The sequence below is a fragment of the Methylococcus sp. ANG genome (assembly GCF_040730495.1).
GTDB lineage: Bacteria > Pseudomonadota > Gammaproteobacteria > Methylococcales > Methylococcaceae > Methylococcus.
Genome location: NZ_CP160399.1, coordinates 1,321,402 through 1,342,322, shown reverse-complemented (window position 1 = coordinate 1,342,322; position 20,921 = coordinate 1,321,402). Strand labels below are relative to the sequence as shown.

Below are 20,921 nucleotides of genomic sequence, written 5' to 3'. Positions count from 1 at the left end.
GGCTGCCCTTCCGAATTGATGACTGGGAGATTTACGTGAAAGATTTGATCAATTTTCTGAAGCGCCAGACGCAAAGCGAAGAGTTCGATGCGATTCGCATCAGTCTGGCTTCGCCCGACATGATCCGTTCCTGGTCCTACGGTGAGGTGAAGAAGCCCGAGACCATCAACTACCGCACCTTCAAGCCGGAGCGCGACGGCCTGTTCTGCGCCAAGATCTTCGGGCCGGTGAGCGATTACGAATGCCTGTGCGGCAAGTACAAGCGACTGAAGCACCGGGGCGTGATCTGCGAAAAATGCGGTGTGGAAGTCACCTTGTCCAAGGTGCGCCGGGAGCGCATGGGGCACATCGAGCTGGCGAGTCCCGTCGCCCATATCTGGTTCCTCAAGTCGCTGCCTTCGCGCATCGCGCTGCTGCTCGACATGCAGTTGCGCGAAATCGAGCGGGTGCTCTACTTCGAATCCTATGTCGTCATCGATCCGGGCATGACGCCGCTCAACCGGGGACAGCTCCTCGGCGAAGAGGAATATCAGAAGCTGGTCGAACAGTACGACGACGAGTTCACCGCCAAGATGGGTGCCGAAGCCATCCGCGAATTGCTGCGCACCATGGATCTCCAGGCCGAGGTCGTGCAGTTGCGGGAGGAAATCAACGGTACCAACTCCGAGACCAAGATCAAGAAGTACACCAAGCGGTTGAAGGCGATCGAGTCGATGCTGGCCTCCAACAACCGGCCGGAGTGGATGATCCTCACCGTGCTGCCGGTGCTGCCGCCGGACCTGCGTCCGCTGGTGCCGCTGGATGGCGGCCGCTTCGCCACCAGCGATCTCAATGACCTGTACCGCCGCGTCATCAACCGCAACAACCGCCTCAAGCGACTGCTGGATCTCAACGCGCCCGACATCATCGTGCGCAACGAGAAGCGCATGCTGCAGGAATCGGTCGATGCGCTGCTGGACAACGGCCGCCGCGGCCGCGCGATCACCGGCTCGAACAAGCGTCCGCTGAAGTCTTTGGCCGACATGATCAAGGGCAAGCAAGGGCGTTTCCGCCAGAACCTCCTGGGCAAGCGCGTGGACTACTCCGGCCGCTCCGTGATCGTGGTGGGCCCGACCTTGCGCCTGCACCAGTGCGGCCTTCCCAAGAAGATGGCGCTGGAGCTGTTCAAGCCGTTCATCTTCAGCAAGCTGCAGTTCCGCGGCCTCGCCACCACCATCAAGGCGGCCAAGAAAATGGTGGAGCGGGAGGCGCCCGAGGTCTGGGACATCCTGGACGAAGTGATCCGCGAACATCCGGTCATGCTGAACCGTGCGCCGACCCTGCACCGGCTCGGTATCCAGGCGTTCGAACCGACTCTGATCGAAGGCAAGGCGATCCAGCTGCACCCCCTGGTGTGCACCGCATTCAACGCCGACTTCGACGGCGACCAGATGGCCGTGCACGTGCCGCTTTCGCTGGAGGCACAGCTCGAAGCCCGTTCCCTGATGATGGCGACCAACAACATCCTGTCGCCGGCCAACGGGGAGCCCATCATCAATCCGACCCAGGACGTCGTCATGGGTCTGTATTACATGAGCCGGGAGCGCTCCTTCGCCAAAGGCGAGGGCATGATCTTCGCCAGCATCGACGAGGCCGAGCAGGCGTTCCTCAACGGCGCCGTCGACTTGCACGCCAAGGTGACGGTCAGGCTGCGCGAGGTCGTGCTGGGCGAGGGCGGAGAGCGCACCGAGGCGACGAAGCGGGTCCAGACCACGGTGGGGCGCGCGCTGATCTGGAACATCGTGCCGGAGGGCATACCGTTCGAAATGGTCAACGTCGATATGACCAAGAAGGCCATCTCCCGTCTGATCAACCACGCCTACCGCACCCTGGGCATCAAGGCCAGCGTCATTTTCGCCGACCAGTTGATGTATCTCGGTTTCTCGCACGCGACGAGGGCCGGCGTGTCGTTCGGCGTGGAGGACATGGAGATCCCCGCCCGCAAGGACGAGATCATCCAGGCCGCCGAGCGCGAGGTGAAGGAAATCCAGAACCAGTTCGCCTCGGGTCTCGTGACCGACGGCGAACGCTACAACAAGGTCGTCGACATCTGGTCGCATGCCAACGACCAGGTGGCCAAGGTGATGATGGAGGGCCTCGGCGTGGACGAGGTCACCGGCGAGAACGGCGAGACCACCAAGCAGAAGTCGTTCAACTCGATCTTCATGATGGCCGATTCCGGCGCCCGCGGTTCGGCGGCGCAGATCCGCCAGCTGGCCGGCATGCGCGGCCTGATGGCCAAGCCGGACGGCTCCATCATCGAGACGCCGATCACGGCGAACTTCCGGGAAGGTCTGACGGTGTTGCAATACTTCATTTCGACCCACGGTGCCCGCAAGGGTCTCGCCGATACCGCGCTCAAGACGGCCAACTCCGGATACCTGACGCGCCGGCTGGTGGATGTCGCCCAGGATCTCGTCATCACGGAAGTCGATTGCGGCACGACGGATGGTCTGCAAATGGCTCCGTTGATCGAAGGCGGGGACGTGGTCGAGCCGCTGGCGGAACGGGTGCTGGGACGGGTGCTGGCCGAGCATGCGGCCGATCCTGCGAGCGGAGAGGTGCTGCTCGAAGCCGGTTCGATGCTGGACGAGGGGGCGGTGCAGTTGCTCGAGCAGCACGGCGTCGACAACGTTCGTGTACGCTCCGTCATTACCTGCAAGACCCGATACGGTGTGTGCGCGTCCTGCTATGGACGCGACCTTGGCCGGGGCCACAAGGTCAACATCGGCGAAGCGATCGGAGTGATCGCGGCGCAGTCGATCGGCGAACCCGGCACGCAGCTCACCATGCGCACCTTCCACATCGGCGGCGCGGCCTCGCGGTCGGCGGCGATCAGCAACGTCGAGGTGAAGTCGAGCGGACAGATCCGGTTGACCAACCTCAAGACCGTGGTGAACCGGGACAATGCGCTCGTCGCGGTGTCGCGTTCCGGCGAAATCAGCGTGATCGACGAGCATGGCCGCGAGCGCGAGCGCTACAAGATCCCCTACGGGGCGGTCCTGTCGGTGCGGGAAGGCGGGGCGGTCAAGGCCGGCCAGATCGTGGTGAACTGGGATCCGCATACCCACCCGGTCGTTTCCGAGGTGAGGGGCCGCGCCAAGTTGATCGACTTCGTCGAGGGCGTGACCGTCCGCGAACAGTCCGACGAAATGACCGGCTTGAGTTCGATGGTGGTCATCGATCCCAAGCAGCGCGGCGGTGCGGGCAAGGAACTGCGGCCGCTGGTCAAGCTGGTGGACGAGGAGGGCAACGACATCTTCATCCCCTCGACCGAAATCACCGCGCAGTACTTCCTGCCCGCCGGCGCCATCATCGGCATCCGCGACGGCGACCTGGTCGAAGTTGGCGACGTCCTGGCGAGGATTCCACAGGAGTCCAGTAAGACGCGCGACATCACCGGCGGTCTGCCGCGCGTCGCGGACCTGTTCGAAGCGCGCAAGACCAAGGATCCCGCCATCCTGGCCGAGGCGACCGGCACGGTTTCGTTCGGCAAGGAAACCAAGGGCAAGCGCCGCCTCGTCATCACCGATGCGAGCGGCGAGCAGCACGAGGTCATGGTGCCGAAGTGGCGCAACATCACGGTGTTCGAAGGCGAGCACGTGGAACAGGGCGAAACCATCGCCGAGGGCGAACTGACGCCGCACGACATCCTGCGGCTGCGCGGTACTGCAGAGCTGGCTTCCTATTTGGTCAAGGAAATCCAGGACGTCTATCGGCTGCAGGGTGTGAAGATCAACGACAAGCACATCGAGGTGATCATCCGCCAGATGCTGCGCAAGGTCGAAATCACCGATCCGGGCGATTCCAGCTTCCTGCGCGGCGAACAGGCGGACCGGTCGCGGCTGCTGGAGGAGAACGACCGGCTGGAGGAGGAGGGCAAGATGCCCGCGTGTTACGAGCCGGTGCTGCTGGGTATTACCAAGGCTTCCCTGAGCACCGAGTCCTTCATCTCCGCGGCGTCGTTCCAGGAAACCACGCGCGTGCTGACCGAAGCGGCGATCCGGGGGTCCACCGACCGTTTGCAGGGCCTGAAGGAGAACGTGATCGTGGGACGTCTGATCCCGGCGGGAACCGGTCTGGCCTATCATGCGGAGCGCAAGGAACGGGCGAAGCTCGGCGAGGTCGCGGAGCCCGAAACCCCGACTATCGATACGGCGGAAGTGGAAGAGGCTTTGAAACAGGCATTCAGCCTCTGACCGAAGCTGCCGGGACCGGGAGGATGCAGGCGCATCCTCCCGGTTTCCGCGGTTGTCAAATTCCCGGAAACCGGTACCATACGCCGACTTGCCGGGGCGGGCGCACGTCACTCGCGTGTCTGGGAGTTGCCCGGCGTTCGGATCGATTAGTCACTGGGGAGTATTCAGCATCATGAAAAACCATATCCTGTGGAGGGTTGCGGTTGCCGGACTGGCCGGAATGGTCGGCAGCGGGACGGTATCGGCGGAAGGAGACCGCATGTCGGGGAAGGAGAAGTTCTACACTTGTGCCGGCTGTCATGGCATCGAGGGCTACTCCAACACTTACCCGACCTATCACGTGCCCAAGCTGGCAGGGCAGCACGACGATTACGTGGTATCCTCGCTCAAGGCCTACGCCTCGGGGGCGCGGCAGCACGGAAGCATGGAAGGCAACGCGGTGTCGCTTTCCGACAAGGATCTGCGGGATATCGCCGCTTACGTCGCAGGTTTTCGGGCCATCAACGTCAAGAACGCCGTGACCGGTAACGTAGCCAACGGCAAGAGGAAGGCGGAAGCCAGCGGCTGCGGTGGTTGCCACGGAGAGGACGGCAACGGTGAGAGCCCCAACCCCCGTCTGGCCGGCCAGTATGAAAACTACCTGATGAAGGCACTCGAAGACTACAAGAGCGGCGTTCGCAAGAATGCCATCATGAACGGTCTGGCCGGTGCGCTTTCCAAGGACGACATCCACGATCTGGCCGCTTACTACGCGAGCCAGGCTCGCGGACTGTCGGTCGTTCAGGACGACTGACCGGTTCTTCCGCCAATTCGGACGACGGCTCACCGGGGAGACTGGTGGGCCGTTTTTCGTCGATAGCCAGGGAGGCGGGAAACATCCTCAGACTTCGAACCCGCTGTGTTGCGGGACGGGTTCCGTCATGAAACTTCGTCGTACTGCGATCGCATTTTCGTTGGGGCTGCTCAGTGCCGTTGCTCATGCCGGCGACGCGCCGAAGCCGAAAGACAAGGTCGTCATGGGCTGGCTGGAGTCCGTTTTTCTGCTGCCGTGGAATCTCCGCCTGACGGCCAAGCTGGATACCGGCGCGAAGACTTCGGCGCTGCATTCGGACAATATCCAGCGATTCAACCGGGACGGCCGCGAATGGGTCAGGTTCACCCTGGAAAGCGAGGATGACGAAAAAACCGTCGTCGTCGAAAGGCCCCTGGAACGGACCGTTTACATCAAAGAGCGCCACAAAGGGGCATCGAAGCGGGAGGTGGTCACCTTGGCGCTGTGCAAGAACGGACGGGAATACCAGACCGAATTCACCCTCGTGGATCGTAGCAATTTCAACTATCCCCTGCTGCTCGGCCGCAGTTTTCTGAGCAATGTCGCCGTGGTCGATGCCGGAGAGACGTTTGTTTTCAAGGCGGAAGCTGACCCTTGCAACCAGCGGGGCAAGGGCGCCGCCACGCCAGCCCCTTCGCCCGCGAATGGCAGGCACTGAGGGCAGATGACGGAGTTCCGTCCGGCATGAGCAAGCTTCACGTGCGCCTCCTCGCCGCCGTATTGACCGCGGTGGGCTTGGCGTTGTGCTATTACAAGGTCGAGATTCTGGGACTGCCATTGCTGCCGACCGAACAGGCCGAGGTATGGACGGTCGAGGCGCGCATCGAGTTCAAGGCCAGGCGGGATACCGCCGTCAAGGTGCAGTTCGCCATTCCGCGGGCGCCGCAAGGCTACACCGTCCTCGACGAAAACTTCGTCGCCAGCGACTATGGCTTGACGACCGACGACAATGGCCTCCGGCGGCAGGCGCGCTGGGCCATACGCGAAACCCACGGCTGGCAGGTCCTTTATTACCGCATCCACCTCGCCAAGGATCCGGCTGCCGAGGCCGCGCCCCAGCCGGCGGGAGTGGCCGTGCCGGTCGATCCGCAGAGCCTGCCCGAACCGATGCAGGCAGCCGCACGCGGCCTTCTCAACGAGGTCCGGAGCAAATCGGCGGACGACGTGACGTTCGCCCAAGCCCTCCTGCAGCGTCTCAACGCCGCCGATCCGGACAGCAACGTAAGCCTGTTGCGCCAGGACATAGCCGGCCCGGACGATTGGGCGCGCCGGGTCGTGGCCATCCTGCGCGAGGCCGACGTTTCCGCCCGCACTCTCTACCTGGCGACGTTGAAGGACAACGCCAGCCGGGGTTCGTTGACACCTTGGGTCGAGGTGTTCGACGGCGAGTCCTGGATCGACCTGAATCCCGCGACCGGCGAGACGGGTTTGCCCGGGGATGCGATCGTGTGGACGGTCGGCAGCGAGCCGTTGCTGGAGATCGCGGGGGGGAAGAACGGCCGGGTCGAATATTCGGTGCGCCGGCACTCGCAGGAAATGACCCAGATCGCCGAGCAGCGCGCGCGGAAGATGGGATCGCGGGTCATGGAATTTTCCCTGTTCAGCCTGCCGGTCAAGACGCAGAACGTCTATCGGGTGCTGTTGCTGGTCCCGATCGGGGCGTTCCTCATCGTATTTCTGCGCAACGTCGTGGGGTTGCAGACTTTCGGAACCTTCATGCCGATCCTGATCGCGGCGGCTTTCCGGGAAACCCAGTTGCTATGGGGGGTCGCGATGTTCTGCCTCCTCGTCGCCCTGGGGTTGCTGCTGCGCTTCTATCTGGAGTCGTTGAAACTCCTTCTGGTTCCAAGGCTTGCGGCGGTCCTCATCATCGTGATCCTGCTCATGGCGACGGTGAGCGTAATGACCTACAAACTCGGTCTGGACCGGGGGGTGTCCGTCGCTTTGTTCCCGATGGTGATCATGGCCATGACCATCGAGCGGATGTCCATGGTCTGGGAGGAGTTCGGGCCGGGCGAGGCTCTGAAACAAGGGTTCGGCAGTCTTGCCGTCGCCATCCTCGGCTACCTGAGCATGAGCAGCGACTATCTCGGACACCTCGTTTTCGTGTTTCCGGAACTCCTGCTGGTGGTCCTGGCATTCACACTGCTCCTCGGCCGTTACACGGGGTATCGTCTGCTGGAACTGTGGCGTTTCCGTGGAGCGCTCAAGGGATGACGTCCGGAGGCTGGAAGGACCGGATGTTCCCCTGGCGGCGCCTGCGCAAGCTCGGCATCCTGGGGATGAACGAGCGGAACGCCGACTTTGTGTTGCCATACAATCCTCGCTCGCTCTACCAGCTCGTCGACGACAAACGCAGGACCAAGGCGCTCGCGATCGAATTCGGCATTCCGGTGCCCCGGCTTTACGCGGTGGTGGAAATCGAACACCAGATCGAAAATCTCCCCCGCTTGCTCGCTCCCTACGACGAATTCGTCGTCAAGCCGGCGCACGGCAGCGGGGGGGAGGGCATCCTGGTGGTGGAGTCGCGCAGCGACGGCCGCTATCGCCGGACCAGCGGTCTGATCCTGACCGAGGAGGATCTGGGGCACCACATTTCGAACATTCTCAGCGGCATGTACAGCCTCGGGGGAATTCCGGACTGCGCGCTCATCGAATACCGGGTCAATTTCAATCCGCTCTTCGCCGAAGTGAGCTATCTCGGTGTTCCGGACATCAGGATCGTCGTGTTTCGCGGTGTTCCGGTGATGGCGATGATACGCGCGCCCACCCGCCTTTCCGACGGAAAAGCCAATCTGCATCAAGGCGCCGTCGGAGTGGGTGTCGATATGATCACGGGCCGGACCTACAATGGCATCTGGCGCGAATGCCGGGTCGAAGAGCATCCCGATACGGGCGGCGAACTCGCCGGCATATGCGTGCCCCATTGGGACGACATCCTCACGATGGCCGCCCGCTGCAACGACATGGTCGGCATGGGATATATCGGGGTGGACATCGTGCTGGATCGCGACCTCGGACCCCTGATGCTGGAGCTGAATGCGCGGCCCGGCCTCAGCATCCAGCTTGCGGCCCGGACCGGGCTCTTGCCGCGCCTGCGCTATCTGGAGGGGATGCGCCATATTCCGCGCGATGTGCCCGAGCGCGTGGCCTTGGCGAAAACCGTCGCGAACCGCTGCTAGAGCGTTGACGTCGTGGGCGGCGGGCAGGCCGAGGTTCCAGTGAAATACCCTTGTAATATTGTCGGGTTAAAAAGACTTCCTACTCAGTCTCTGCTTCTTCCCGGATGTGGCATGGCCTCTTGCGGCCGAATTTCCACCGGATTCGGCGGAGTGGCGCCGGCGCCCTTTCGGCAGAATAGGGATGGTGTCCGCCCCGGCTGGAATCGTAAGGAAAGCGTGCCAGGGTATTCCGGTCCGCGCTCTTGTGATGTCCAATGCTCCGCTGCGTCCGTAAATTGCCAGGCGGTCCGATTTTTGTGGCCAGAAATTACCGATGACCAAATCAACGTTGTTTTTCGTCCTTGTGCTGTTGTGCCTCGTCGCTTACCACTTCGGCCGCCGTCGCTCCCTGCAGGTCGCTTCCGGCACAATCAGGAACCTCCACTCCCTTCCTGGTTACTACGGATTTTTCGTTGCCCTTTGGTGTGGTGTGCCAGCCTTGATGCTGCTGGTTTGCTGGCTGACGGTCGAGGGATCCGTCATCAACCACCTCGTCATTTCCAGCCTGCCGGATGAGCTCCGTAAGCAGTCTCCCGAGCAACTGGGGCTCATCATCAACGACATCCGGAACGTGGTGGGCGGAAAAGAGACATCCGCTACCAATCCGGCGATACAGGCGGCCGCCGGGGAGTACATCCGCCTGCGCTCTTTGAGTGACGCCCTGCTGGCCGCGGTCGTGCTGTCCGTCGCCGCGACCGGTGGTCTGGTCGCGGGGCAGCGCATCCGGCCGATGCTGCGAGCGCGGAATAAGGTGGAAGGGGCGTTGATGCTTTTTCTCATCGCCTGTTCCCTGGTGGCGATTTTCACCACCGTCGGCATCGTGCTTTCGGTGTTGTTCGAGTCGATACGGTTTTTCCAACTGGTTCCGATCACCGAGTTCTTGTTCGGCACCGACTGGAGTCCGCAGATGGCGATCCGTTCGGATCAGGTCGGCTCTTCCGGCGCATTCGGAGCGGTGCCTTTGTTCACCGGCACCTTGCTGATTTCGGCGATCGCGATGGCGGTCGCCGTTCCCATCGGCTTGTTGTCGGCCATTTATCTGGCGGAATACGCCACCCCCCGGGTCCGCGCGATCGGAAAGCCTTTGCTCGAAATCCTGGCAGGCGTGCCCACCGTCGTCTACGGCTTCTTCGCCGCTCTGACGGTCGCTCCCTTCGTCCGGGACGCGGCGCAAGCCCTGGGGCTCGCGGCTTCCTCCGAAAGCGCCCTGGCCGCGGGGCTGGTCATGGGGGTCATGATCATTCCGTTCGTGTCTTCGCTCTCCGACGATTTCATCAACGCGGTGCCGCAGTCGCTCCGCGACGGCGCCTATGCGCTCGGCGCCACCCAGTCGGAAACGATCCGCAACGTCGTCATCCCTGCGGCTCTGCCCGGCATCGTCGGCGGAATCCTGCTCGCGGTGTCTAGGGCGATCGGCGAAACCATGATCGTCGTCATGGCGGCAGGGCTCGCGGCGAATCTGACCGGAAATCCCCTGCAGGCGGTCACCACCGTTACCACCCAGATCGTCACCCTGCTGGTGGGCGACCAGGAATTCGACAGTCCGAAGACGCTGGCGGCTTTCGCCCTCGGCCTGGTGCTGTTCCTGGCGACGCTCGCTCTCAACGTCATTGCCATGCACATCGTCCGGAAGTATCGGGAACAATATGAATAGCGAAGCCACGCAAGTCCTTTCGCGGCGCACTGCTGACGTCGTCAACGCCTCCCTCAGGCGACGGCATGCCGCCGAAAGGCGTTTTCGCCTCTACGGCCTCATCTCCATCGGTGCAGGCATCCTGATGCTGGTGATCCTGCTGGTCAGCATTTTCGGCAAGGGCTACCGGGCGTTCTCGCAGACCTACGTGGGCCTTGACGTTACTTTCGACCCGGCCGTGGTCGATCCCGACGGTCGGCGCTCGCAGGACGCTCTCGCCTCGGCCGACTATGGCGCACTGTTGAAGCGCAGTCTGGGCGAGCTGTTTCCCGAAGTCACCGAGCGTTTGGAGAAGCGCGCCCTGCATCGGTTGATCAGCGCGGGCGCTTCGTATGCGGTTCGCGACGAAGTGCTTGCTCATCCGGAACTCGTGGGCGGTTCGGCACGCATCTGGGTGGCCGCGGGAGCGGACGTGGACATGCTCGAAAAGGGCTATGTCGACCGCGATGCCGGCGAAGCCGAGCGGCGCATGAAGGATCGCGAGCTGGCATGGGTCGACAAGCTGAAGGCGGAAGGGCGCCTGGAGCGGCGATTCAACGTGAAGTTCTTCACCGCCGGCGATTCGCGCAATCCGGAACAGGCCGGGATATGGGGGGCGTTGATGGGCTCCCTCTACACCGTCCTGGTCACCCTGGTGCTGTCCCTGCCCATCGGCGTCGCGGCCGCCATCTACCTCGAAGAGTTCGCACCGCGAAATCACTGGGTCGACTTCATCGAGGTCAACATCAACAATCTCGCGGCAGTGCCGTCGATCGTTTTCGGCCTGCTCGGCCTCGCCGTGTTCATCAATTTTTTCGGCGTACCGCGCTCCTCGCCGATGGTCGGCGGGCTGGTGCTCACGCTCATGACCTTGCCCGTCATCATCATCGCCGGCCGGTCGGCTCTGAAGGCGGTGCCGCCCTCGATACGCGAGGCGGCCATGGGGGTGGGGGCCTCGCCGGTGCAGACCGTGTTCCATCACGTCGTGCCCCTGGCCATGCCGGGAATGCTGACCGGCGCCATCATCGGGATGTCGCGCGCCCTTGGTGAAAGCGCGCCATTGCTGATGATCGGCATGGTCGCCTTCATCGTCGACATTCCCCGCGGCATTTCCGATCCGGCGACCGTGCTGCCCGTCCAGATCTATCTTTGGGCGGACAGCCCGGAGCGGGGATTCGTCGAGCGCACCTCCGCGGCCATTCTCGTTCTCCTCGCATTCCTGATCCTGATGAACGGTACCGCGGTCTATCTGCGCCGGCGCTTCGAGCGGCGCTGGTGATCCGTCCGCGGGGCCTGCGGGTTAAACTACGAAAAGCTCGAGGGAGCGCATGAATACAGTCGCAGAGAGTGAAACGGTTCCAAGCAGAGAGAGCGCAAAAATGAGAAGCCCGGAAAAGGAGGCTTTGATTGCCGTCCATCAGAGGGAGTTCACCGGGACGATCGGCGAGATCAATTCGCCGAACCCCAGGATCATATGCCGGGACGTCAATGTTTATTACGGCGAAAAGCATGCGATCCAGAACGTCAGCCTGGACGTCGGCCGTAACGAGGTCATCGCCCTGATCGGTCCTTCCGGCTGCGGCAAGTCGACTTTTCTGCGCTGCCTCAACCGCATGAACGATACCATCGTGGGCTGCCGGGTGACCGGATCGATCCATCTCGACGGCCAGGACATCTACGACGGTGGGCTGGACGTGGTGCCGCTGCGGGCACAGGTCGGCATGGTGTTCCAAAAGCCCAATCCGTTTCCGAAGAGCATCTACGAAAACGTCGCCTACGGTCCCAAGATCCACGGTCTGGCGAACACCAAGGCCGAGCTGGAGGAAATCGTGGAGTCGTCGCTCCGGCGGGCCGGCTTGTGGGACGAGGTCAAGGACGACCTGGCCAAACCCGGCACCAGCTTGTCGGGCGGACAGCAGCAGCGCCTCTGCATCGCCCGGACCATCGCGGTCAGTCCCGAGGTGATCCTGATGGACGAGCCCTGTTCGGCGCTCGATCCTATCGCCACGGCCAAGATCGAACAGCTCATCGACGAGTTGCGGGAGCTTTATACCATCGCCATCGTGACGCATTCCATGCAGCAGGCGGCCCGCGTCTCACAGCGCACGGCCTATTTCCATCTCGGCCGATTGATCGAGGTGGGGGACACGGCGCAGGTCTTCACCAATCCGCGCCATCCGCTCACCGAAGACTACATCACCGGCCGATTCGGCTAACCTGGGAGATCGCTCGCCATGAATCAGATTACGGAAGGACACAGCATCCGCCGCTATGACGGCGAACTGCGGGAATTGCACTACAAGGTACTGGAAATGGGTACCCTGGTGTTGATGCAGTTCAAGGAAGCCGTGCGGTCCTTGAGGACGGGAGACGTGGGCCTGGCCGGGAGAGTCATCGAGGGGGACGATCGGATCGACGATCTCGAAGTCGAAGCCGATACCGAAGTCGTCACGCTTTTCGCCCGCCGTTGCCCCAAGGGCAGCGATCTGCGCCTGGTGATGGCGCTGTCGAAAGCCATTACCGACCTCGAACGGGTGGGCGATGAAGCGGTGAAAATCGCCTCGTGCGTGGAAAGGCTGTATGCCGACCCGGACGAATATCCCTCCGAGGTGTCGCACAACCAGGTCCTCGTGCTTGCCGACATCGTGGTCCGGCGGTTCGAGAGCGCATTGCGCATCGTCGATTCGTGGGAGGCCGAGGAGGCGCAGCAGTTCATCGCGAGCCAACGCGAAGTCGCCGACAGGTTCCACCAGTCGCTCGGCGGCTTGATGGACAACGGCGGTTCCGGCGCCGGCGGCGCCAACCGCGCGGTGAATCTGGTGCTGGTCCTCAAAGCGCTGGAGCGCGTCGCCTGCCACGCGGAGAACTTGGCGGAATACGTGATCTACCAGGCCATGGGCCTGGTGATCCGGCACCATGCGGTCTGAACGCATCCTCCGAGCACTATATCCCGGCGCGAACGGGGCCCCCCACCGGCTCCGTTCGCGCTTGCCGACGTGACTATCCCCAAACGCCGCGCCAAGCTAAAATAATCCGCTTTCCCGGCGTCTGCGCTAAACGATGAGGCCCGGCCGCAGGGTCTTCGAATTGTCGATCAGAGAGATTTGCGGCCATGCCCAGCGTGTACAACACCGACGATCTTCGCATCTGCGAGATCAAGGAAGTCATTCCGCCCGTCCAGGTTCATGAGGAGTTCCCGATCACGGACCGGGCCGCGCTCACGACGCTGACCGCCCGCCGCGGGATTCACGGCATCCTCTCCAACGACGACGATCGCCTGCTGGTGGTGATCGGGCCTTGTTCGATCCATGACCCCAAGGCAGCGCTCGAATATGGTGAGCGGCTGCTGCCCCTCCGACAGAAACTGGCGAAGAATCTGGAAATCGTGATGCGGGTCTATTTCGAGAAGCCGCGGACGACCGTCGGCTGGAAAGGCCTGATCAACGATCCCGATCTGGACGAGAGCTTCAACATCAACAAGGGCCTGCGCCTCGCGCGCAAGCTGCTGCTCGACCTGAACGAAATGGGCGTGCCGGCGGCCACCGAGTATCTCGACCTCATCACGCCGCAGTACGTTTCCGACCTGATCGCCTGGGGTGCCATCGGCGCCCGTACCACGGAGAGCCAGTCGCACCGCGAGTTGGCCTCGGGGCTGTCGTGTCCGGTCGGATTCAAGAACGCAACGGACGGCACGATCAAGGTGGCCATCGACGCCATAGGCGCGGCGCGGCGGCCGCATCACTTCCTCTCGCTGACCAAGGCCGGCCATTCGGCGATCTTCTCCACGACCGGCAACGCCGACTGCCACATCATCCTCCGCGGCGGTTCCAGGCCGAATTACGACGCGGCCAGCGTCGAAGCCGCGGCCAGGGCGCTGGAAGCCGCCGATCTGCCGCCCAACATCATGGTCGATTGCAGCCATGCCAACAGCATGAAGGATTACCTGAAGCAGCTCCGGGTGGCCGAGGATGTGGCCGAACAGATCGGCGGCGGCGACCGGCGGATCATCGGCTTGATGGTCGAGAGCCATCTCAAGCCGGGAAACCAGAAACTGCACAGGGGGACGGTGCCCGAATACGGTGTCAGCATCACCGATGCCTGCATCGGCTGGGGCGACAGCGTGGCCGTGCTCGAGTGCCTCGCCGCCGCGGTGGAGTGCCGGCGCGGCCAGCCGGCCGGCCTTCGGAATGTGCGGGGAGGCTGAGCGCATGCGTATTTTCGTCAACGGCGAAGAGCGTGCGGTGCCGGCAGGCGCGACCCTCGAAGATCTGATCGCCGCTATGGACCTTGCGGGGAAGCGTGTGGCGGTCGAACTGAACCTCGAAATCGTCCCGCACGGCAGCTACGGTTCCCGGGTTCTCGAGCCTGACGACCGGGTCGAAATCGTCCACGCCATAGGGGGCGGGGAGGGCGATCCGCTAGTGATCGCCGGAAAGGTCTACACGTCGCGCCTGTTGGTCGGTACCGGGAAGTACAAGGACTTGGCGGAGACGGGGGCCGCGGTCGAAATGTCCGGTGCGGAAATCGTCACGGTGGCGATCCGCCGCACCAACATCGGCCAGGACCCCGGCCAGCCCAACCTGCTGGACGTCATCCCGCCCGAGCGCTACACCCTCCTGCCCAACACCGCCGGCTGCTATACCGTCGAAGACGCCGTACGCACCTGCCGCCTGGCCCGTGAGCTGCTGGGCGGGCACCGGCTGGTCAAGCTCGAGGTGCTGGGCGACCCGACGACCCTGTTCCCGGACGTGACCGCGACCCTGGAGGCGGCGGAGATCCTGGTGCGCGATGGATTCGATGTCATGGTGTACACCAACGACGATCCGATCATCGCCAAGCGCCTGGAAGACATCGGCTGCGTCGCCGTGATGCCCCTGGCCGCCCCCATCGGATCGGGGCTCGGGATACGCAATCCCTACAACATCCTGACCATCGTGGAAAACGCAAAGGTTCCGGTACTGGTCGACGCCGGGGTGGGTACGGCCTCCGACGCCGCAGTGGCGATGGAGCTCGGCTGCGATGGCGTGCTCATGAACACGGCCATTGCCGAGGCGAGGAATCCGGTGCTGATGGCCTCGGCGATGAAGAAGGCGATCGAAGCCGGGCGCGAAGCCTTCCTGGCGGGCAGGATGCCGCGGCGCCGGTTCGCTTCGGCCTCGTCGCCGCTGGCGGGGCTGTTCTTCGATTGATCTGGCGCGCGGGCCGGCGTGGCGCCCGGCCCGCGCGAATGGCGCAGTACCCTGGCCTCAGGGCGCGGCTTTCAGGTGGGTGACGGCTTCCTCGGCCGATTTCTTGGCGATATCGGCATGACCCATTTTCCCGTGCTCGATGGCGCTGTTCAGGCTCGTGATCGCGGCGTCGTAATGGGGACTTCCCCCTTCCGCATTTGCGGCGGCGGCGTGGGTCTTCGCGGCTTCCGCATGTTCCGCTACGCCCGCCGCATTGCCAGCCGTGCCGGCGGCGACCGCCGCTTCGGCGTGCTTCAACGCCTCGGCCTTGTGGTCTTCGGCTGCCTGCGCTGCGCTCAGGCTGAATATCGCGGCGAATGCCGCGATCAGCAGCCCCTTGATGATGCCTCTGTTCAGAACGTTCATTGTGCTTCCCTCCTCTCATTGGGTGGTAAGGCTTTATTGTCGTCGGACGCATTGCACTCTGTATGCCCGACGGAAGCACGGATACCACAGTCGCTTTTCGGCGTCCACAGGAAATTTCCAGCCGCCGTTGGGGGCCGGTCTGTCATCCGCCTTTAACGTCGCGCCAATAAAATCGACCGCTCATCCGGACGGTACGGGCCGTCCGGTACAAAGATCGTCTTATTTCGAGGAGCTCGAAGATGCTGAAAAAAAGATTTCTGGCCACGGCGGTCGGCATGGCGCTGGCGGGTGCGGCGGCATCCCCCGTCATGGCCGCCGTCAAAGGCACGATTCCGGTGAAGTCGGTGGAATTCATCGGGATGGCTGCGCCCGAAACCGCGGAGGAACGGGCCGCCGCCTACACTACCGCCAAGGTGAAGGTCACTTTCAAGAGCGGGGGGAGCCGGGTTTACGATCTCAATTACAACGTGCTCTTCCATAACACCGACACCATCGGCGGCGTGACGGCCGGGGCGATATACGACGTAACCGGCACCCCGTTGCTGGATTCGAACGGCAATCCGATGATCGCCGAAACGCCGGACGCAAACAGTCTGATCCGCATCCCGGCCAGGGGCGGCGACAAGCTTTTTCTGGTCACTCACTTCGAATACGACTGGCTGGATACCGCCGGCGCCGACCAGTACGGCAAGCAGCCGATGACCATGAGCCTCGCGAACATCGAGCAGGACGGCAAGAGCGGGAAGCTCTCGGCCACGGCTCTCAGGAACATCGACATGTCGGCCATCGACGGCTTGTGGATCCCCTGCGCCGGTTCTCTTTCCCCCTGGAACACCCATCTCGGCAGCGAGGAGTATGAGCCGGACGCCCGCTGCCAGGTGGAGGGCTCCTGCGCGAGCGGAGCCATCGGTCTCGAAGCGATGGAGCGTTACCTCGCCGGGACCAAGACACCCAACGTATACAACTACGGCGTCGTCCCTGAAGTGACGGTCGGCAAGAACGGAGAGACCCGGGTCGTCGGCCATCGAACCCTGGGCCGGGTTTCCCGCGAGCTGGTTCAGGTGCTGCCCGATGAACGCACGGCGATCCAGGGCGACGACGGTACCTACAACGTGCTGACCATGTTCGTGGCGGACAGGAAGCGTGATCTGTCGGCGGGAACGCTGTATGCCGCGAAATGGATTCAGACCAGCGCCGGGAATGGCGGCGAAGCCGATCTGGCCTGGGTCCGGCTCGGCCATTCCAGCAATGCCGAACTGGAAGCGCTGGTGGCGAGCGGCCTGACCTTTGCCGACATCTTCGAAACCGCGCCGGTGAACAAGCTGGCCGACGGTTCGTATGAAGCGCCTCCGGCAGGCTTCAAGCAGATCATCGCCGGCCATAACAAGGGGCTGGTGGAAAATCTGAAGCTGAAACCCGGGATGGAAACCGCGGCGGCGTTCCTGGAGACGCGCCGCTACGCCGCGTATGTGGGGGCCACCTCGGAATTCGAAAAATTCGAAGGCGTGACGGTGAATGCCCGTGACAGGAAAGTCTATCTGGCGATGACGCGCATGAGCAGCGGCATGGAGGACAGGCCGAAGGATCCTGCCAACCACATCCGCATCCCCAAGCTGCTGGCCGGAGCGGTCTACCAGATGGATCTCGCCACCTGGAAACTGGACAGCGATGGGCACAGGATCGACAGCAGGTACGTCGGGACTCACATGAAGGCCCTGGTGCTGGGCCAGGATATCGCGAAGGATGCCGCGGGAAACACCGCTGCGGTCGACAAGATCGCCAATCCCGACAATCTGAAATATTCGGAAAAGATGCGCACCCTGTTCATCGGGGAGGACAGCAGCACGCTCCACATCAACAACTTCCTGTGGGCCTACAACGTGGACACCGGCAAGCTCTCCCGCATCCTCTCCCTGCCGGCGGGGGCCGAGAGCACGGGGCTCCAGGCCATCGACTCCCTCGGTGGCTATTCCTACATCATGAGCAACTACCAGCATGCGGGCGATTTTTCCTCCAACATCGACCCGGCCCTGAAAGGCCAGCTCGAGCCGCTGATCGACAAGTCCAAGGCGGCGGTCGGCTATCTGGGAGGCATGCCGGCTTTCAAGTGAGCGGCGTCAGCCTCGATCCACAAAAAAACGCCGGGGTGACCCGGCGTTTTTTCATTTTGCGATGGTGATGCTGGGCGTCCCGAAAGTCGGCAGATCGGTCACCGTCATCTGGTAAAGCTGGTAAAGGAGGCGGAAGGCTTCCAGATTCCATTGATGGCCGGATTCAGGGCGCAACGAGTAGTAACGGCCGTCGAATTCCACGGCGAGTCCCGCGGCCGACGGGCGCGAATCCGTCTCCACGATGCCGACGGTTGACACGGGATTCTCCTTGACCGGCGGTGTTCTGGGGTCCGGGGCGACGTCGTACTCCGGTTCTTCCGCAATGGAGTTGCCGATGAAGCCGAGAATGCTGTGGAAGCTGCGCAGCCGGAACGTGCCGTGGACCGGGAATTCGCCGCCGGGGTAGTCCTTGCGGATATCCACCGCGATTTCGTTGGGCGGGCCGGTTTCGGCCTCCCGGTTCAGCCGGATGCGCTCCGCCTCGGGCAGGTTGTTCGGATCGTAGTTGGTAATCATCAGGCGGCCGGTGACCTTTTTCGACAGGACGTAGCTGTTCGTGTCCGGATCGAACCGGACCCCATAGTCTTTCTCCAGTCCCGCGAACCCTTCCGGAGTCATTGTAGAGGCCGGGAGCGTCCAGGACTGGGTGAAGAACAGCGGTTCCACGTACAGCCGGTTGCGGTCCTGGATGGAGGACAGGTGCAGGACGAGGCGCCGGAAGAATGAATAGCCGGCCCGGTCGGAGGGTTTATTGACATAGGCGACTTCTTCGCCTTCGCGGAACATCCTGAATTCCTGCGCCATGAGGCGCAGGGCCATGTCGACATCCATGCCCTGGCGCAGCAGCAGAGTCAGCTTGCTTTCCTGCAGCGGGGCCAGCATGCGCTTGGTAAAGGCTTCACCCTCGACGGGGACGATGCTTACGGTCGGATTTTCGGCGACGGAGCCGCCGAACACCGGCATCATCAGTCCGCCCGAGTTGCCTGTCAGGGCCGGCGTGGCGCCCGCATTGAAAGTGAAGTTATAAGTCGCCGCGATGCTGGACAGGGCAGTGAAATGAATGGGCTGGTGGCGGGCGGCGCGGGCGATGTTCAGCAATATCTGCTTGTCGACGATATCGGCCGCGGCTTCGTTATAGGCCAGGACCGCATGGTCGAGCGCCATTGGCGCCAGGCATCCGGGAAGACTGGCGGATGCCAGTCCCAGGATCCCGGCGCGCGGGAGGGAGGAAGCGGGTGTCTTCATTTCATCGATGGCCGTTTTTCGCAAGGTCGCCGCATGGCGGTTTGATTTCCCTCGACCTTGCCGGGAAGGAAGGGGGCCAAAAATTATAGTCCAAGCCATGTGACGGATCGTGCGATTCCGCCCGTGAGGCAAGGGTATCGGCAAACGTCGCGGTGGCGTCATGAAATCGTCACAGCAACCTGATAGCTTAGGAACGTTTGTAAATACACTCATGCGGATGCGCCATGGATCCGCGTTTCCCCTATTCAAAATGCCAATATGCGTTCAGGTAAATCAAAGCGCGTGATCCCTTTCGCGCTGGCTCCGGAGGATCGCCGGGCCTTGCAGCGGGCATTCGATCACCTTGAATACCCCAGCTTCGCGGCGAGACTGTCCAGCGTGGTCGGGACTCCCATCGAAATGGCGGTGAAGCTGTTGCCGCGTTCGTGGTACGCGGCGCTGCATCGCGGCGTCGAAGCTGCCGTTGCCAGGGCACTCGACGTGGCGATCAGCAGCTTGAACGGCTCGGCCCGGCCGCTGGCCGACCGCCGTTACCGGATGCTGGGCGTGGTGTCCGGCGCAGTCGGCGGCTTCTTCGGCGGGCCGGCGCTGCTGCTGGAAATGCCGCTGACGACGGTCATCATGCTTCGGGCCATCGCGGACATCGCCAGGCAGGAAGGAGAGGACATGGAGTCACTCGAGGGCCAGCTCGCCTGCCTCGAAGTCTTCGCGATGGGCGGGCGCTCCAGCGAGGACGATGCGGCCGATACCGGCTATTACGGCCTGCGCCTTGCCTTGGAGGCGCCGGTTTCCAGCGCGGCCCGGCATATCGCGCGGCGCGGCCTGGATCGCAGGAGCGCGCCGGCGCTGGTCAATCTGATCGGCCGTATTTCCGAACGTTTCGGCGTGGTGCTTTCGGAACGGGCCGCCGCGAAACTCATTCCCGTTGTCGGCGCCCTGGGCGGCGCATTTATCAACAACGTGTTCATTCAACACTTTCAGGAGACCGCGCGCAGCCACTTTACTATTCGTCGATTAGAGCGAAAATACTCGAGATCGCTTATCGAAGCGGAATACAAGAAGTTGAAACGCCGGCCCGGAAAAGCCTCCGTCCGGTATACTGCGTTGGCTGCCTGAGGAATTTGCCATGCCCCAGATCAAAGAGCTTTTCGACCAATTGCCGCCCGTCAACGAGGTTCTGAACAACGACATCGTCAAGGGCGTCGCGATCGGTGCTGGCGTCGTGGCCTTGGCCGGTTTGGCGCTCCCCGCCGCGGCGCGGGCTGCGCGGCCCATGGCGCGGTCGACCGTCAAAGCCGCCATTCTTTTCTCGGAAAAGGGCCGGGAAATCCTGGCTGAAGCCGCCGAGAACCTCGAAGACATCGTCGCGGAAGTCAAGGCGGAACTCGCGGCCGGTGCCGCCGCTGGCGCGGCTGCCGGCGAAGCCGCGGCGGAGGCAAAAGGAGCCGAGGCTGCCGACTGATGTTGAGGGCGGAGATCGTTCACTGCCTTCCCGGCAGACTGCGGCTGCGCGTTGCCGAAAAACGCGGCGATGAGGCAGCGTTACGGGAGTTGGCGAGCAGTTTGGCCGCGCATCCCGATGTGGTATCGGTGGACGTCCGTTCCCCCACCGGCGGTCTGCTGGTGGTCCATAACCTGGGTGAGGCGTGGCAGCCGATAGCCCGTTACGCTGTCGACCGCAACATGTTTGCCGTCGCCGCGTCCGCGGCGCCGGTTCCTCCTCCTTCCATCGCGGAAACTACTGCGGCCGGCTTCAAGGTCATCAATCGGCGGTTTCGCCGGGCGACCGGCGGGGCGATCGATTTCCAATCCGCGATGTTTCTGACTTTCGTCGGCTTCGCGGTTCATCAAGCCAGACAAGGCCATATGCTGGGTCCGGTGTCGACCCTGCTGATCAATGCCTACGGCTTTCTAAAAGAGAAGGGCCGCTGATCCGGCTTATCCGAGTGATGGGGCGGCCCGTTGCCGAGGCAAGCGCCGGCAAGCTTCTGCCAGATAGGGATATGTC

General features: G+C 63.0%; 17 protein-coding genes. 15 read left to right on the top strand and 2 right to left on the bottom strand.

All coding sequences use genetic code 11. The annotated features are described in order from the left end of the window. The first annotated feature begins 35 nt into the window (after positions 1–35). The 11 genes from rpoC to thiS all read left to right on the top strand — a co-directional run bounded on the left by rpoC (position 36) and on the right by thiS (position 15,152). On the top strand, positions 36–4,238 hold the full coding sequence (gene rpoC / locus ABZN20_RS06320) for a DNA-directed RNA polymerase subunit beta' (protein ID WP_305080248.1): 4,203 nt from the start codon (positions 36–38) through the stop codon (positions 4,236–4,238). A 172-nt stretch (positions 4,239–4,410) separates the two neighbouring features. After that, positions 4,411–5,031, top strand: a complete 621-nt coding sequence (locus ABZN20_RS06315) for a c-type cytochrome (RefSeq protein WP_218807107.1) — start codon at positions 4,411–4,413, stop codon at positions 5,029–5,031. A gap of 127 nt (positions 5,032–5,158) precedes the next feature. Then, complete coding sequence (locus ABZN20_RS06310) at positions 5,159–5,728, top strand: ATP-dependent zinc protease (protein WP_218807106.1); 570 nt, start codon at positions 5,159–5,161, stop codon at positions 5,726–5,728. Between the two features lie 26 nt (positions 5,729–5,754). Then, complete coding sequence (locus ABZN20_RS06305; protein ID WP_218807105.1) at positions 5,755–7,287, top strand: inactive transglutaminase family protein; 1,533 nt, start codon at positions 5,755–5,757, stop codon at positions 7,285–7,287. Further along, the gene (locus tag ABZN20_RS06300; RefSeq protein ID WP_367027126.1) at positions 7,284–8,252 is read left to right on the top strand and encodes an alpha-L-glutamate ligase-like protein; all 969 of its coding nucleotides are present in this window, start codon (positions 7,284–7,286) and stop codon (positions 8,250–8,252) included. The genes ABZN20_RS06305 and ABZN20_RS06300 overlap by 4 nt, the downstream gene beginning before the upstream one ends. Before the next feature lie 313 nt (positions 8,253–8,565). After that, positions 8,566–9,945, top strand: a complete 1,380-nt coding sequence (pstC, locus tag ABZN20_RS06295; RefSeq protein WP_218807103.1) for a phosphate ABC transporter permease subunit PstC — start codon at positions 8,566–8,568, stop codon at positions 9,943–9,945. Further along, positions 9,938–11,242, top strand: coding sequence for a phosphate ABC transporter permease PstA (pstA, locus tag ABZN20_RS06290; RefSeq protein ID WP_218807102.1), 1,305 nt, complete (start codon positions 9,938–9,940; stop codon positions 11,240–11,242). Before pstC ends, pstA begins: the two co-directional genes overlap by 8 nt. A 100-nt stretch (positions 11,243–11,342) precedes the next feature. Beyond that, positions 11,343–12,179, top strand: coding sequence for a phosphate ABC transporter ATP-binding protein PstB (gene pstB / locus ABZN20_RS06285; RefSeq protein ID WP_255556502.1), 837 nt, complete (start codon positions 11,343–11,345; stop codon positions 12,177–12,179). Positions 12,180–12,197: 18 nt separating this feature from the next. Further along, complete coding sequence (gene phoU / locus ABZN20_RS06280) at positions 12,198–12,890, top strand: phosphate signaling complex protein PhoU (RefSeq protein WP_218807101.1); 693 nt, start codon at positions 12,198–12,200, stop codon at positions 12,888–12,890. Positions 12,891–13,075: 185 nt separating this feature from the next. Further along, on the top strand, positions 13,076–14,167 hold the full coding sequence (gene aroG, locus ABZN20_RS06275) for a 3-deoxy-7-phosphoheptulonate synthase AroG (protein ID WP_367027125.1): 1,092 nt from the start codon (positions 13,076–13,078) through the stop codon (positions 14,165–14,167). 4 nt (positions 14,168–14,171) lie between these two features. Next, positions 14,172–15,152, top strand: coding sequence for a sulfur carrier protein ThiS (gene thiS, locus ABZN20_RS06270; RefSeq protein WP_367027124.1), 981 nt, complete (start codon positions 14,172–14,174; stop codon positions 15,150–15,152). 57 nt (positions 15,153–15,209) lie between these two features. On the opposite strand, the gene smbP is transcribed toward thiS, so the two are convergent. Further along, complete coding sequence (gene smbP, locus ABZN20_RS06265) at positions 15,210–15,557, bottom strand: small metal-binding protein SmbP (protein WP_367027123.1); 348 nt, start codon at positions 15,555–15,557, stop codon at positions 15,210–15,212. Between the two features lie 239 nt (positions 15,558–15,796). On the opposite strand from smbP, the gene ABZN20_RS06260 reads away from it, so the two are divergent. Next, positions 15,797–17,668 (top strand): PhoX family protein, encoded by a 1,872-nt coding sequence (locus ABZN20_RS06260; protein ID WP_367027122.1) that lies wholly within the window; start codon positions 15,797–15,799, stop codon positions 17,666–17,668. Positions 17,669–17,719: 51 nt separating this feature from the next. Here ABZN20_RS06260 and ABZN20_RS06255 read toward each other — a convergent pair whose 3' ends face one another. Continuing rightward, positions 17,720–18,913, bottom strand: a complete 1,194-nt coding sequence (locus tag ABZN20_RS06255; RefSeq protein ID WP_367027121.1) for a hypothetical protein — start codon at positions 18,911–18,913, stop codon at positions 17,720–17,722. A 282-nt stretch (positions 18,914–19,195) separates the two neighbouring features. Here ABZN20_RS06255 and ABZN20_RS06250 point away from each other — a divergent pair, with 282 nt between their 5' ends. Genes ABZN20_RS06250 through ABZN20_RS06240 form a run of 3 tightly spaced genes read left to right on the top strand, consistent with a single transcriptional unit; the run spans position 19,196 to position 20,845 of the window. Beyond that, positions 19,196–20,029: an EcsC family protein gene (locus ABZN20_RS06250; protein ID WP_218807093.1), complete on the top strand. Its 834-nt coding sequence runs from the start codon at positions 19,196–19,198 to the stop codon at positions 20,027–20,029. Positions 20,030–20,039: 10 nt separating this feature from the next. After that, positions 20,040–20,375, top strand: coding sequence for a DUF5132 domain-containing protein (locus tag ABZN20_RS06245; RefSeq protein ID WP_218807092.1), 336 nt, complete (start codon positions 20,040–20,042; stop codon positions 20,373–20,375). After that, positions 20,375–20,845, top strand: coding sequence for an HMA2 domain-containing protein (locus ABZN20_RS06240; protein WP_218807091.1), 471 nt, complete (start codon positions 20,375–20,377; stop codon positions 20,843–20,845). The genes ABZN20_RS06245 and ABZN20_RS06240 overlap by 1 nt, the downstream gene beginning before the upstream one ends. The last annotated feature ends 76 nt before the right edge of the window (positions 20,846–20,921 follow it).